Genomic DNA, 13,592 nt, shown 5'->3' with positions numbered 1-13,592 from the left:
CCGCCCGGGGATCAGGACGAACCGGTCCCCGGCGGATCCGTGGTCCGGTCGGTGCGCGGCGCCGTCGGCGCCACCGGGTCGTCGGGCGCCGGTGGACCGTCATCGCCCTCGCGCGACTCCGGCGGCTCCGGGTCGAACGACGGCGGCACCTTGCGCAGCTGCTTGTTCATGGAGCGGATGAGCAGGGCCGTCGCCAGGCCGAGCAGCAGGATGACCACCAGCGCGATCGGCGAGGTCTTGCCGAACTCCTCGCCGCGCTCGGACCCCGGCGGCGCGCCGGGCGGCGGCGCCGCCAGCGGCAGCACCGTCCACCACACGGCGAGGGGCGTCATGCGCCGACCCGCTCCCGGACCCCCGCGAACAGGTCGTCCCCGGGCCGCTCGTTGGTCTCCTCGGTGTCGACCAGGGAGCGCGCCAGCTCGTAGTCCTCGGTGGGCCACACACGCTGCTGCAGCTCCAGCGGCATCTGGAACCAGCGGCCGTTCGGGTCGATCTGCGTGGCGTGCGCCCGCAGCGCGTCGTCACGGACGTGGAAGTACTCCGCGCACGTCACACGGGTGGTCACCCGCTGGCCCGGGTCGGGCCGCGAGTCGTCCCAGCGGTCGAGCCACTCCGCCCACGGCGACTCGAGGCCCGCCGCGAGCAGGGCCTCGTGGAAGGCCTGGATGCGCGCCTTGGAGAAGCCGTGCGAGTAGTAGACCTTCAGCGGCTGCCACGGCTCACCCGCGAGCGGGAAGCGCTCCGGGTCGCCCGCGGCCTCGAACGCGGCCATCGAGACCTCGTGGCAGCGGATGTGGTCCGGGTGCGGGTAGCCGCCGTTCTCATCGTAGGTGACGACGACGTGCGGCCGGAACTCGCGCATCACCCGTACGAGCGCCTCGGTGGGCACCTCGAGGGGCTCGAGCGCGAAGCAGCCCGGCGGCAGCGGGGGCTTCGGGTCGCCCTCGGGCAGCCCGGAGTCGATGAAGCCGAGCCAGCGGTGCGATACACCGAGGATCGCCGCGGCCTTCGCCATCTCGGCGCGCCGCGTGCCCGGCATGTCCGCGTTGACCTCGGGGGTGTCCATCGCCGGGTTGAGGATGCTGCCGGCCTCGCCACCGGTGCAGGTGACGACCATGACCTCCACGCCCTCGGCGACGTAGCGGGCACAGGAGGCGGCGCCCTTGCTGGCCTCGTCGTCGGGGTGGGCGTGCACCGTCATCAGCCGCAGCGGCTGGTCGGTAGGGAGTGCGCTCATCGTCTGTCCGGAGCCGTCCTCGTGCGTCGTTCTGGTGACTACCGAGGTGCAACACCCCGGTCGTCCTCCATCATCCCGGCCACCCCCGACAGGCCCGCCCGCGGACCCCGCGCCACCCCCTCTTGACACAGAAAGCGCAGGTGGGCAAGGCCCTTCACACGCACCCGATCCACAGCGCGGCATCCTCGAACAGGTTCCCCACGGCGCCCGTCGTGTTACCGTGGAGCGACACGGCCCGCATGCCGCGGGCCGTGTTTTTCCGTCTGTGGCCCCCGGGCCGCGGCGCCGTCCACCCTGGCGCGGTGCCGGCAGGGCCCGTGAGGAGAACAGGCCACCGACCCGCGTCGCGCGGGCCCGGACCTCCGAGGAGTTGATCACCGTGACCGAGACGCAGACGCAGGTGACCTGGCTGACCCAGGACGCCCACGACCGGCTGAAGGCCGAGCTCGACGACCTCGTCGCCCAGCGTCCCGTGATCGCGCAGAAGATCAACGCCGCGCGCGAGGAGGGCGACCTCAAGGAGAACGGCGGCTACCACGCCGCCCGCGAGGAGCAGGGCGTGATGGAGGCCCGCATCCGGCACCTCCAGGAGCTCCTGCACACCGCGAAGGTCGGCGAGACGCCCACCGAGAGCGGCACCGCCGTCCCGGGCACGGTGCTCACCGTGCGCTTCGAGGGCGACGACGACACCGAGACGTTCCTGCTCGGCTCGCGCGAGGAGGGCGCCCACGGCGACCTCGAGGTCTACTCGCCCAACTCCCCGCTCGGCTCGGCGCTGCTCGGCGCCAAGGCCGGCGAGACCGTGAGCTACGACCTGCCGGACGGCGGGTCGATGGAGGTCACGCTGATCTCCGCGGAGCCCTACCGCTCCTGAGTCCTACGGGCTTGGGCGCTCACTCCGGCGCCACCTCGTACCCGGCGCCGGCCAGGTCGTCCAGGATCGCCGCCGCGTGCTCGTGGCCCCGCGCCTCCAGCGTGAGGGCCACGTCCACCGCGCCCAGCGACCTCCCGGACCCCATCAGCCGGCGGTGCTCGACGTCCACGACGTTTCCCCCGGCCGACCCCACGCGCCGCAGCACGTCGGCGAGGTAGCCGGGGCGGTCGGGCAGGCGCACGCGCAGCGACGCGTAGCGCCCGGCGGCCACGAGGCCGCGGCGCACGAGGTCGACGAGCATCAGCGGGTCGGCGTTGCCGCCCGACACGACCGCCACGACGGGGGTCGCCCAGCGCTCCGGGTACTCCGCGATCGCGGCGACGGCCGCCGCCCCGGCGGGTTCGACGAGCAGCTTCTCCCGCTCGAGGCTGCGCAGGACCCCGCGGGCGAGGGCCTCCTCGTCGACGGTCACGATCTCGTCGACGAGGGTCGCGACATGGGCGAACGTGACCTCACCGGGCCGCGGGACCGCGATCCCGTCCGCGATCGTCGCGCCGGTGACCGTGACCGGCGCCCCGGCCGCCAGCGACGGGGGCCAGGCGGCCAGGCCCGCCGCCTGGGCGCCGACGACGTGCACCCCGCGGTCGGCCACGGCGGCGGCGATCCCGGAGATCAGCCCGCCGCCGCCGGTGCACACGACGATGGTGGCGACGTCCGGCACCTGCTCGAGGATCTCGAGGCCGACCGTGCCCTGCCCGGCGACGATGTCGGGGTGGTCGAAGGGGTGGATCAGCACCGCGCCGGTGCGCTCCGCGAACGCCCCCGCGGCCTCGAGCGTCTCGGCGAAGGTGTCGACGAGCTGCACGTCGGCGCCGTAGCCCCGGGTCGCGGCGAGCTTCGGCAGCGGCGCACCGGCGGGCATGAACACCGTGGCCCGGGTGTCGAGCAGGCGGGCGGCCAGCGCCACACCCTGCGCGTGGTTGCCGGCGCTCGCGGCGACGACCCCCGGCGCGCGACCCTCCGGCCCGAGGCGCTCGATGCGACGGTAGGCACCGCGAATCTTGAAGCTGCCCGTGCGCTGGAGGTTCTCGCACTTGAGCGAGACGGGTCCGCCGGCGAACCCCGAGAGCACCCGCGAGGGCGCGACCGGCGTGGTGCGCACGACCCCGGCCAGCGCCACCCGCGCGGCCTCGACGTCCGCCCGCTCGACCAGCTCCACGCCGACCGATCCTGCCTCCTCGCCGCGACCGCCGTCCGGGTGGTCCGGCCGCTGGTAGGCGAGCGGCGGACGGGCGGTGGCGGGACGGTGGCGGGACCGGCCCGTCGGCGCCGATCGAACCGTCGACCGGTCGTCGCCGAACGCCCGACGCCGATCGCCCGATCGTGCGAGCGCCTCACGCCCGCCACGCACGTCGGTAGCCTCGTGGGGGCGGCGTGAGGAATCCGCTCCAGGGGGTGAGACGGCATGGCGATCGATCCGATCGGCCCCGCGCCGGGAACCTCACGGCCTCACCACACGTTCTCCGACGTGTCGGCCTCCGCCCCTACGGCTCCCCTCGCGACGGCTGCTGCGCCCGCCGCCACGGCGGACGCGGCGCCCGCGGACGGCACGCGCACGTCGCGGGTGGCCCGCGCGCTGCCCCTGCTGCTCGCCGCGCTGCTCGCGGTGGCGGCCTTCGGCACCGTCGGCAGCGCCGGGTGCGACGACCCGGGCACCTACGTCAGCACCCCGGACGGCATCGCCCTCGTCGGGGGCTGCGTGAAGCCCGGCGACATCGACCCGATGACCGACCCCTCGATGCACGACCCGGCCTCCCGCCGCGGCTAGGAGCCCCGGGGAGGAACCGCTGACGATCCCGGCCGGCGGGGCCAGGATCGGGGCATGACCGCCCCTTCGTCAGACCTGCCGTTCGACCCGCGCGCCCTGCTCGCCGGGAGCCGTCTCGGCGTCCTCGCCACGATCAAGGCCGACGGCCGTCCCCAGCTCTCCCCCGTGATGCCGTTCTACGACCGCGAGGCGGGCACCCTCGCCGTATCGATGACCGAGGGTCGCGCCAAGACCGCGAACCTGCGCCGCGACCCCCGCGCCGCGCTGGAGGTCACGAGCGCCGACGGCCGGTCGTGGGCCACCGCCGAGGGCTCGGTGACGCTCGTCGGCCCGGGCACCGACCCGCACGGCCCGGAGGTCGAGGCCCTCGTCGCGTACTACCGCGCGGCCGCCGGCGAGCACCCGGACTGGGACGACTACCGCGCGACCATGGTGGCCGACCGGCGCGTGCTCATGACCATGAGCGTCGATCGCGTGTACGGCGACGCCCTGGGCTGAGCCCGGTTCCCTACGCCAGCGAGTCGAGCGCCTGGCGGACGTCGTCGACGAGGTCGTCGGCGTCCTCCAGCCCGACCGACAGGCGCACGAGGTCGGCCGGCACCTCGAGCAGCGAGCCCGCCGCCGAGGCGTGGGTCATCGCGCCGGGGTGCTCGACGAGCGACTCCACGCCGCCCAGGGACTCCGCGAGCGTGAACACCCGGGTCGCGGCGCAGAAGTCGCGCGCCGCCTGCTCGCCGCCGGCGATGCGGACCGAGATCATCCCGCCGAAGCGGCGCATCTGCTTGGCGGCCACCTCGTGGCCCGGGTGGTCGGCGCGGCCCGGGTAGAGCACCGAGACGACCGCCGGGTGGGCGGCGAGGACGTCGGCGACGCGCTCGGCGTTGTCGCTGTGGCGCTCCATGCGTACGGCGAGGGTCTTGAGGCCGCGCTGGGTGAGGAAGCAGTCGAACGGCCCGGGCACGGCGCCCATGCCGTTCTGCATGCGCCCGAGCGTCGCGTCGAGCTCGCCGTCGTCGGTGACGAGCGCGCCCCCGACGACGTCGGAGTGCCCGCCGAGGTACTTCGTCGTCGAGTGCACGACCGCGTGCGCGCCGAGCGCGAGCGGGGTCTGCAGGTAGGGCGAGGCGAAGGTGTTGTCGACGACCAGCATCAGGTCGTGCTCGCGGGCCAGGGCCCCGAGGGCCGCGATGTCGGCGATGCCGAGCAGCGGGTTGGTCGGCGTCTCGCACCAGAGGATCTTGGTGTTCGGCCGGATCGCCGCGCGCACGGCCTCGACGTCGGCGGTGTCGACCGCGGTGTACTCGACGCCCCAGTCGCAGTAGACCGTCGAGATCAGCCGGTAGGTGCCGCCGTAGGCGTCCAGCGGCATCAGCACGTGGTCGCCGGGGCGCAGCACGCCACGCAGCAGCGCGTCCTCGGCCGCCATGCCCGACGCGAAGGCCCGGGCGTGCCGGCCACCCTCGAGCGAGGCCAGCGTCGTCTCCAGCGCGGTGCGCGTGGGGTTGCCGGTGCGCGCGTACTCGTAGCCCGAGCGCAGGCCGCCGACGCCGTCCTGGGCGAAGGTGGACGTCGCGAAGATGGGGACGACGACCGAGCCCGTGGTCGGGTCGGGCTCCTGGCCGTCGTGCAGGGCGCGGGTCGAGAAACCGTTCACCTCGTCCACCCTAGGCATCCCGGGTTCACGCCGGCCCACCCATGTCGTAACGGCTGCCCGTGGCGAGGAACGCCAGGATGTCGGCGCGGGTGACGATGCCGGCGGGCCGCCCGTCGACGAGCACCAGGGCCCCGTCGCCGCCGCGCAACGCCTCCACCGCCTTCGACAGCGGCTCGGTGCTGCCCAGGCTCGGCAGGGACTTCGAGAGGTGGTCCTCGACCGGGTCGGTCAGCGAGGCCCCGTCGTTGAACAGCTTGTCGAGCAGATCGCGCACGGTCACCGCGCCGCGCACCTCGGCCGCCATGACCGGCGGCTCGGCCTTGACGATCGGCATCTGCGAGACCCCGAACTCCCGCATGATCGAGACGGCGTCGGCGACGGTCTCGTTGGGGTGGCCGTGCACCAGGTCGGGGATCGAGCCGTCCTTGCGCCGCAGCACGTCGCCGACCGTCCACTCTGTGGTGTCGGGGGTGAGGAACCCGTAGGACGACATCCACCCGTCGTTGAACACCGTCGAGAGGTAGCCGCGCCCGCCGTCGGGCAGGAGCACGACGATGACGTCGTCGGGGCCGGCCTCGGCGGCGACCTTCGCCGCCGCGCACACGGCCATCCCGCACGAGCCGCCGACCAGCAGCGCCTCCTCGCGGGCCAGCCGCCGCGTCATGTGGAAGGAGTCGGCGTCCGGCACCGCGACGATCTCGTCGGGGACCCCGCGGTCGTACGTCGTCGGCCAGAAGTCCTCGCCGACGCCCTCGACGAGGTAGGGCCGCCCGTCGCCGCCGGAGTACACCGAGCCGACGGGGTCGGCGCCGACGATGCGCACCCGCCCGTCGGAGACGTCCTTGAGGTAGTGGCCGGTGCCCGAGATCGTGCCCCCGGTGCCGACGCCGGCGACGAAGTGCGTGATGCGCCCGTCGGTCTGGTCCCAGATCTCCGGGCCGGTCGACTCGACGTGCGAGGCCGGGTTGGCGAGGTTGGCGTACTGGTTGGGCTTCCAGCCGCCGTCGGTGTCGCGGGCGAGCCGGTCGGAGACCGAGTAGTACGACTCCGGGCTGTCAGGCTCGACGGCGGCGGGGCAGACGACGACCTCGGCGCCGTAGGCGCGCAGCGCGTCCTGCTTCGCCACACTCACCTTGTCCGGGCACACGAAGATGCAGTGGTAGCCCCGCTGCTGGGCGATGATCGCCAGGCCGATGCCGGTGTTGCCCGACGTCGGCTCGACGATGGTGCCGCCGGGCTTCAGCTCGCCCGACGCCTCGGCGGCGTCGATCATCTTCTCGGCGATGCGGTCCTTCACGCTGCCGCCGGGGTTGAAGTACTCGACCTTCGCGAGCACGAGCGGTGCGTCCGGACCCGTCGGGACGACGTGGTTGAGACGCACCAGCGGCGTGTGGCCGATGAGGTCCGCGACGTGCTCCGCGTAGCGCATGGCACCCATCCTCCGGCTTTGCCGCCCGGAGCGCCGCCCACCCCCTCGGACGTGCGAGGAATCACCTCGCCGGGTGGCGACGACGGGGCCCGCCCTGGCGCGCGGTCGTAGGGTCGGCGCCATGGTCGCCCCAGGCCGCGAGGCCGTCATCGTGTCCGCCGTCCGCTCGCCGATCGGCCGCGCCCGCAAGGGCTCGCTGGCCGGGATGCGCCCCGACGACCTCACCGCGCAGGTGGTGCGCGCCGCGCTCGACGCCGTGCCCGCGCTCGACCCCACCGAGATCGAGGATCTCCTGCTCGGCTGCGGCCTGCCCGGCGGCGAGCAGGGCCACAACCTCGCCCGCATCGTCGCCGTCCAGCTCGGGATGGACACCCTGCCGGGCGCGACCATCACGCGGTACTGCTCGTCCTCGGTGCAGACCGCGCGCATGGCCGCGCATGCCATCCGCGCCGGCGAGGGCGACGTCTTCCTCGCTGCCGGCGTCGAGACCGTCTCGCGGTTCGACAAGGGCAGCTCCGACAATCTGCCCGACACGCACAACCCGCTGTTCGCCGACGCCGAGGCACGCACCGCCGAGGTGGCCGCCGCGGGCGCGACCGAGTGGCACGACCCGCGCGCCGACGGCCTGCTCCCCGACGCGTACATCGCGATGGGGCAGACCGCCGAGAACGTGGCGCTGGCCGAGGGCGTGACGCGCGAGGAGATGGACCGGTTCGCCGCGCGCTCGCAGCAGCGGGCGGGCGCCGGTCAGGAGAACGGCTTCTGGGCGCGCGAGATCACCCCGGTGACGCTGCCCGACGGCTCGGTGATGGAGCACGACGACAGCCCCCGGCCGAGCACCACCTACGAGGCGCTCGCCGACCTCAAGCCGGTCTTCCGACCCGACGGCCGCATCACCGCCGGCAACGCCTGCCCGCTCAACGACGGCGCCGCCGCGCTCGTGGTGATGTCCGCGGAGCGCGCCGAGTCGCTGGGGATCACCCCGCTCGCGCGCATCGTCTCCACCGCCGTCAGCGCGCTCTCGCCCGAGATCATGGGCCTCGGGCCGATCGAGGCGTCGGCGCGGGCGCTGGCCCGCGCCGGGCTCGGGATCGCCGACGTCGACCTCGTCGAGATCAACGAGGCCTTCGCCGCCCAGGTCCTCCCGTCGGCGCGGGGCCTGGGGATGTCCGACGACGACATCGAGGAGAAGCTCAACGTGCACGGCGGCTCGATCGCCGTCGGCCACCCGTTCGGCATGACCGGCGCGCGCATCGCCACCACGCTGATCAACGGCCTGCGCACCCGCGACGGGAGCCTCGGCCTCGAGACCATGTGCGTCGGCGGCGGGCAGGGCATGGCGATGGTGCTCGAGCGCCTGAACTGAGCGCCTGGCCGGGCGCTGCGGGCGCGGTGCCTGTGTGTCGGAGCGAGGGTCACCTCGACTGCGTGGGACGCAGCGAGGGCGTCCCTCGCTCGCCGTCCACGGGCCTCGGGTAACGCGAGCTCGTGGAGCGAGGGTCACCTCGACTGCGTGGGAGGCAGTCCGGGTGACCCTCGCTCGCCGGCCGCCGCCCGCCGTCACGGCTGATGGAACCTCCGAGACCCCGGCTCCGTCGAAACCCGTGTGAGCAGCCGTCGCACCATCGACTGGGTCGCCGTCCGCCAGGCCGCCCTGCACGACCAGATCCGGCATGCCGACCTCCTGGAGTTCGGCGTGCTCTCGAGCACGATCGCGCGCCGGGTCGGGGCCGGAGTCTGGGATCGGAGCGCCTACGGCGTCATCTCCCTGACGGGGACGCCGCGAACGGACGAGCAGCGCCTCGCCGGCGCGGTCCTGTACGCGGGACGGGGCGCCGTGCTCTCGGGTGCGGCGGCCGCGCGTCTGCACGGGCTCGAGCGCCTCCCGAAGGATCCCGAGGGCACCGCGCTGGTGCTCGTGGAGCACGGTCGCCATCGGGTGTCCCGACCCCCGATCACGGTGGTGCGCACCCACCGACTCCCGACGCCGACGGAGATCCACGGGCTCCCGGTCGCCCCCGTCGTGCGAGCCGTCGTCGAGGCGGCGTGCCGCATGACGGCGGTCGACGATCGACGCGCGCTCCTCGCCGAGGCGGTCCAGCGCAGGTTCACGACGGCGCGAGCGCTCCGTTCGGAACTGGAGTCGGGCTGCGGCCGAGGAACGGCCCGGGTGCGACCCGTCCTCGCCGAGATCGAGGACGGCGTGCGCTCGGTGCCCGAAGCGTGGGCCCGCTCGCTCGCAGCCTCGATCGCGGAACTGCCCCCGATGATGTGGAACCCGCGACTCGTCCTCGAGGACGGGACTTTCCTCGCCGAACCTGACGGGTGGCTCGACGACGTCGGACTCGCCTGGGAGATCCATTCGTTCCGCCACCACGCCGACCCGGACGCCTTCGGCGACACGATGCGACGCCAGGCCCGCATGACCGGCCAGGACGTGCACGTCGTGGCGCACACGCCGCGCCAGCTCCACGAGGAGCGGGCGCAGGTCCGCCGAGACCTCCTCGCTGCCTATGCCGCCGCCTCGCGACGTCCCCGCCCGGCCGTCCGGGCGCAGCGCGCCGCCTGATCCACAGCTCGCCCACGCACCCAAGGCGTCCCTCGCTGCTCACAACGCACCCAAGGCGTCCCTCGCTCGGCACCGCCACCCGCGCCGCCCACGCACCCAGGGCGTCCCTCGCTGCTCACAACGCACCCAAGGCAGCCCTCGCTCGACACCACCACGCCGGCCGCTGCCGCCGGACGCGCGACGGCCCCTCCCGGAGGGTTCCGGGAGGGGCCGTCGTCGGTGCCGCGGCGCTACTGCCGGAAGTAGCTCAGCAGCTGCAGGATCTCGATGTAGAGCCAGACCAGCGTGGTCATGAAGCCGAAGGCCAGGTACCACGCGAACCGCGCGGGGACGCCGGCCTTGACCGCCTGGTCGGCCTGGTCGAAGTCGAGCAGCAGCATGAACGCGCCGATGCCGATGCAGACCAGGCTGAAGATGATCGCCAGCGGGCCGCCCGAGCGCAGGCCCAGGCCGCCGTCGACGAAGAAGCTGATCAGCAGGTTCGCGACCATGAGGATCAGGACGCCGATGGCGGCGCCGATGACCATCTTCGTCAGGCGCGGGGTCACCCGGATGGCGCCGGTCTTGTAGACGACCAGCATCCCGATGAAGACGCCGAGCACACCGAGGATCGCCTGGAAGCCGATGCCGGCGTACTGGCTGCTGGCGCTCTCGAGGAGCCCGGTCAGCGACCCGAGCGCCACGCCCTCGGCGATGGAGTAGCCCAGCACGAGCGCCTTGTTGGTGCTCTGCTTGAAGATGATGATCAGAGCGAGGACGAGTCCGACGACGAGTCCACCGATGATGCCGATGAACCCAAGGCCGACCACGGCGCTCGCGATACCGACGGCGATCGCGAGGACGGCGTTGAGGGCCGTCTTCTGGACCACGTCGTCGACGGTGAGCGGACGGTCGTCGGCCGCCGCCGTCGGCATCGGGCTGCCGCCCCCGCCGAACATGCCACCCGCGCCGGCCATGCCGGCCGGGGCGGCGCCGAACCGCGCATACCCACCCGGTGAGGTGGGCAGGTTGCGGAACGCCGGGTTGCTGCTGGTGCGCACCTCTCGTCCTCCTCCTACGCGAAGCCGGCTCCGACGGCGGGATGCCGCCGGCCGGTTCGACCGCGGACTGTCGTCCACCTGGTCCAACGATGGGATGCGGGCTTCGGTTCCCGCGTCGGTAAAAGGAACTTTACCGGATGCGGTCACCACGCCCCGTGTCCGCTTCCGCCCGAGATGGGGGGCGACTCCCAGTCTAGGTCCCCGTTCGGGGGTATGAGCCCCCGCGGGAGGTGTCATGCTGCGAGGCCGGGGCACTCTCGGGCCAGAGCCCCGCAGTCGGCAGGAAGGGGTGTCGGGATGGATCTCGGCAAGATGGCGGACAAGGCCAAGGACTGGGCCGGGAAGAACCCGGACAAGGCCGACGGCTACGTCGACAAGGGTACCGACGCCGTCGGCGCGAAGTTCGGCCACGAGCAGCAGGTCGACCAGTTCGGCGACAAGGCCAAGGACTACCTGCACGGCGGCCAGGAGCAGCCGCCCCCGCCGGAGGGGCAGGGCCCGCCGCCGCCCCCGCCCGGCGAGGAGCCCCCGCGTCCCTGACGCGGACTCCCCCGATCCACACCTCGGCCCGGCCCGTCGGTACGACGGCGCCGGGCCGTCGTGCGTCCGGGTGCCCGGGGGTTCGGGTGTCCGGGTGTTCGGCCGGCCGTCAGGCCGCCGCGGGCCCGTCCGCGGCGTCGATGCGGATGGCGAGCAGGACCGCGTCGTCGCGCAGCCCGTCGACCCCGAGCACGCCGAGCAGGCGGTCGCAGAGCTCCTCGACCGGGATGTCCGCCGGCTGGGCGGCGAGGGTGTCGGCGATCAGCTGAGTGCGCTCGTCCGGGTCGGTGCCGGGCGCCTCGATGAGCCCGTCGGTGTGCAGGAGGAACACGTCCCCCGCCGCGCAGGCCACCACCGTCTCCTCGCGGGGGACCTCCCGCGTCGCGCCGATCATCGGCGACAGGTTGCCGGTGAGCAGCTCGACCCGGCCGTCGGCCCGCCGCAGCAGCGGCGGCGGGTGCCCGGCGTTGGCGTAGCGCATCGTCCAGCCGCCGCCGTCCCCGCGCTCGAGCCGGGCGTAGACCGCGGTGGCCATCGCGGCCATGCCGAGGCCCTTGATGACGTCGTTGCAGCGGTCGACCACCTCGGCCGGGCCGAGGCCCTCCCAGGCGTAGGAGCGCAGCACCCCGCGCAGCTCCCCCATCGCCGCCGCGGCCCGCAGGTCGTGGCCGACGACGTCGCCGACCGCGAGGCCGACCGCGCCGTCGGGCAGCGGGAGCATGTCGTACCAGTCGCCGCCGACCTGGGCCCCGTCCGTGGCCGCGAGGTAGCGCGAGGCCACCGTCATGCCCGTCATCGGCGGCACCGCGGGCAGCAGGCTGCGCTGCAGGGTCTCCGCCGCGGCGTGCTCGCGGGCGTAGAGCCGGGCGTTGTCGACCGCGAGGCCGGCGCGCGCCGCGAGGTCCGCGGCCAGGTAGAGGTCGCGCTGGGAGTAGCGACGGCCGTAGGGCAGCTCCGTGCCCAGGGTCAGCGCGCCGAGCACCTGCCCGCGGGCCCGCAACGGGACGACGACGGCCGAGCGCGGCCGCAGTGCCTCGTACCGGCCGAGCAGTTCGGGCTGCTCGGCGATGCCCGCGGGACGGACCGGGAGCTCGGGCAGCAGCGAGGGCGTGCCGCTGCCGAGCGCCTGCCCGACGGGGTCGCGCCCGTCCTCGGTGGGGCTGATCCACCGGCCCAGCCCGCGGACGTCGTCGACCTTCGACTCGTCGCGGTGGTTGACCGCGGCGCGGCGCACCGACGAGTTGCCGTCGGCGTCCTCGAGCAGGTCGACGCAGCAGAAGTCGGCCATCGCCGGGACCATGATGCGGGCGAGCGCCTCGGCGACACCGGTGGTGTCGAGGCTCGCCGACATCGCCGACGTCGACTCGGTGAGCAGGCGGAGCTGCTCACGGGTCTCCTCCGCGGCGGCGAGCGCGGCACGGCGCTCGTTCTCCACCATGACGCGCTCGGTGACGTCGGACTGGACGCCCACGAAGTTGACGACCCGGCCCTGGCCGTCGAGCACCGGGGTGATCGACACCTGGTTCCAGAACGCCGTGCCGTCGCGCCGGTAGTTGAGCAGCACCTCGGTGATCGGGCGCTCCTCGGCCAGCGCGGTGCGGATCCGCGAGATCGAGGCCGGGTCGGTGTTCGGACCCTGCAGGAAGCGGCAGTTGCGCCCGAGGACCTCGTCGAGCTCGTAGCCCGTGAGCCGGGAGAACGCCGGGTTGACCCACACCAGCGGGTTCTGCTCGCGCGACGGGTCCGAGATCGTGAACGACAGCTCCGTCGCCACGACGGCGCGATCGCGCACCATTTCGAGGTGGCGCTGCGCCCCCGCGCCCGAGAGCTGGAGGAAGACGACCAGCGCGAGCCGGCGCTCGTCGGCGTTCACCGCCTCCGAGAGCGGGAAGCCGGTGACCCAGAGCAGCCGGCCCTCAGCCTCCTCGCGCTCCTCGTCGGTCGCCTCGGACCCCCGACGTGCGGCGTCGGAGACGGCCACCGGCTCGCCCGAGACGGGGATGCCCTGGGCGACCCGGGAGAGCGGCGACGCGGTGTCGCGCATCGGGCGGCCGGACAGGTCGGTCAGGCCGGCAGCCTCGCTCCAGGCGTCCACGTCGATCGGCAGCGACGCGCGACCGCCGGTGAGGCCCGCGGCGGAGTCGTTGGCGTAGGTGACGAGCCCCTCGCCGAGGTCGATGAGCGCGACGGCCGCCGGGGCGGTGTGCAGCACCTGCGGGAGGTCGGGCTCGCGGACCCCGCCCCCGTCGACTCCCCCGTCGACGACGGCGTCTCGCACCTGCTGGGCCTGGGCGGTGTAGTCCGACCCGACATCGGTGGACGACCCGCGGTGATCGGTCGCCACCTCACCGTGGTCGTCCTTCGTCCTGCCCGTCACCTGGCGCAGCCTATCGGCCACCACCGCACGTCGATCGGCGGATG

General features: G+C 74.0%; 13 protein-coding genes. 6 read left to right on the top strand and 7 right to left on the bottom strand.

All coding sequences use genetic code 11. From position 1 onward, the window contains the following. Positions 1–11: 11 nt before the first annotated feature. Both OG774_RS26705 and mca read right to left on the bottom strand, forming a co-directional pair. Positions 12–332, bottom strand: coding sequence for a hypothetical protein (locus tag OG774_RS26705; RefSeq protein ID WP_328305362.1), 321 nt, complete (start codon positions 330–332; stop codon positions 12–14). After that, on the bottom strand, positions 329–1,237 hold the full coding sequence (gene mca / locus OG774_RS26700; protein WP_328305361.1) for a mycothiol conjugate amidase Mca: 909 nt from the start codon (positions 1,235–1,237) through the stop codon (positions 329–331). Before mca ends, OG774_RS26705 begins: the two co-directional genes overlap by 4 nt. 379 nt (positions 1,238–1,616) lie before the next feature. Between mca and greA the strand changes: the two genes are divergently transcribed. Further along, positions 1,617–2,111, top strand: a complete 495-nt coding sequence (gene greA, locus OG774_RS26695) for a transcription elongation factor GreA (RefSeq protein ID WP_328305360.1) — start codon at positions 1,617–1,619, stop codon at positions 2,109–2,111. A 19-nt stretch (positions 2,112–2,130) separates the two neighbouring features. Here the strand turns inward: greA and OG774_RS26690 are convergent, their stop codons facing one another. Then, complete coding sequence (locus OG774_RS26690; RefSeq protein ID WP_328305359.1) at positions 2,131–3,330, bottom strand: threonine ammonia-lyase; 1,200 nt, start codon at positions 3,328–3,330, stop codon at positions 2,131–2,133. A 309-nt stretch (positions 3,331–3,639) separates the two neighbouring features. Here OG774_RS26690 and OG774_RS26685 point away from each other — a divergent pair, with 309 nt between their 5' ends. Further along, the gene (locus OG774_RS26685; protein ID WP_328305358.1) at positions 3,640–3,939 is read left to right on the top strand and encodes a hypothetical protein; all 300 of its coding nucleotides are present in this window, start codon (positions 3,640–3,642) and stop codon (positions 3,937–3,939) included. Positions 3,940–3,993: 54 nt separating this feature from the next. Continuing rightward, positions 3,994–4,437 (top strand): PPOX class F420-dependent oxidoreductase, encoded by a 444-nt coding sequence (locus OG774_RS26680; RefSeq protein ID WP_328305357.1) that lies wholly within the window; start codon positions 3,994–3,996, stop codon positions 4,435–4,437. Positions 4,438–4,447: 10 nt separating this feature from the next. On the opposite strand, the gene OG774_RS26675 is transcribed toward OG774_RS26680, so the two are convergent. Together OG774_RS26675 and OG774_RS26670 are read right to left on the bottom strand one after the other, a co-directional pair. Next, positions 4,448–5,593: a cystathionine gamma-synthase gene (locus tag OG774_RS26675; RefSeq protein WP_442873915.1), complete on the bottom strand. Its 1,146-nt coding sequence runs from the start codon at positions 5,591–5,593 to the stop codon at positions 4,448–4,450. A gap of 25 nt (positions 5,594–5,618) precedes the next feature. Beyond that, positions 5,619–7,022: a cystathionine beta-synthase gene (locus OG774_RS26670; RefSeq protein ID WP_328305354.1), complete on the bottom strand. Its 1,404-nt coding sequence runs from the start codon at positions 7,020–7,022 to the stop codon at positions 5,619–5,621. 121 nt (positions 7,023–7,143) lie between these two features. On the opposite strand from OG774_RS26670, the gene OG774_RS26665 reads away from it, so the two are divergent. Further along, positions 7,144–8,388, top strand: coding sequence for an acetyl-CoA C-acetyltransferase (locus OG774_RS26665; protein WP_328305353.1), 1,245 nt, complete (start codon positions 7,144–7,146; stop codon positions 8,386–8,388). Positions 8,389–8,628: 240 nt separating this feature from the next. Continuing rightward, positions 8,629–9,591 (top strand): hypothetical protein, encoded by a 963-nt coding sequence (locus OG774_RS26660; RefSeq protein ID WP_328305352.1) that lies wholly within the window; start codon positions 8,629–8,631, stop codon positions 9,589–9,591. Between the two features lie 230 nt (positions 9,592–9,821). Here the strand turns inward: OG774_RS26660 and OG774_RS26655 are convergent, their stop codons facing one another. Next, positions 9,822–10,631, bottom strand: a complete 810-nt coding sequence (locus OG774_RS26655; protein ID WP_328305351.1) for a Bax inhibitor-1/YccA family protein — start codon at positions 10,629–10,631, stop codon at positions 9,822–9,824. Positions 10,632–10,928: 297 nt separating this feature from the next. On the opposite strand from OG774_RS26655, the gene OG774_RS26650 reads away from it, so the two are divergent. Then, positions 10,929–11,171 carry an antitoxin gene (locus tag OG774_RS26650; protein ID WP_328305350.1) on the top strand — a complete coding sequence of 81 codons (243 nt, stop codon included), beginning with the start codon at positions 10,929–10,931 and terminating at the stop codon, positions 11,169–11,171. A gap of 109 nt (positions 11,172–11,280) precedes the next feature. Here OG774_RS26650 and OG774_RS26645 read toward each other — a convergent pair whose 3' ends face one another. Then, positions 11,281–13,548, bottom strand: coding sequence for a SpoIIE family protein phosphatase (locus tag OG774_RS26645; protein WP_328305349.1), 2,268 nt, complete (start codon positions 13,546–13,548; stop codon positions 11,281–11,283). Positions 13,549–13,592 lie beyond the last annotated feature (44 nt).

The organism is Actinomycetospora sp. NBC_00405, assembly GCF_036044095.1.
GTDB lineage: Bacteria > Actinomycetota > Actinomycetes > Mycobacteriales > Pseudonocardiaceae > Actinomycetospora > Actinomycetospora callitridis.
The sequence above is the reverse complement of the archived record's forward strand: the minus strand, read 5'-3'. Positions and strand labels throughout refer to the sequence as shown.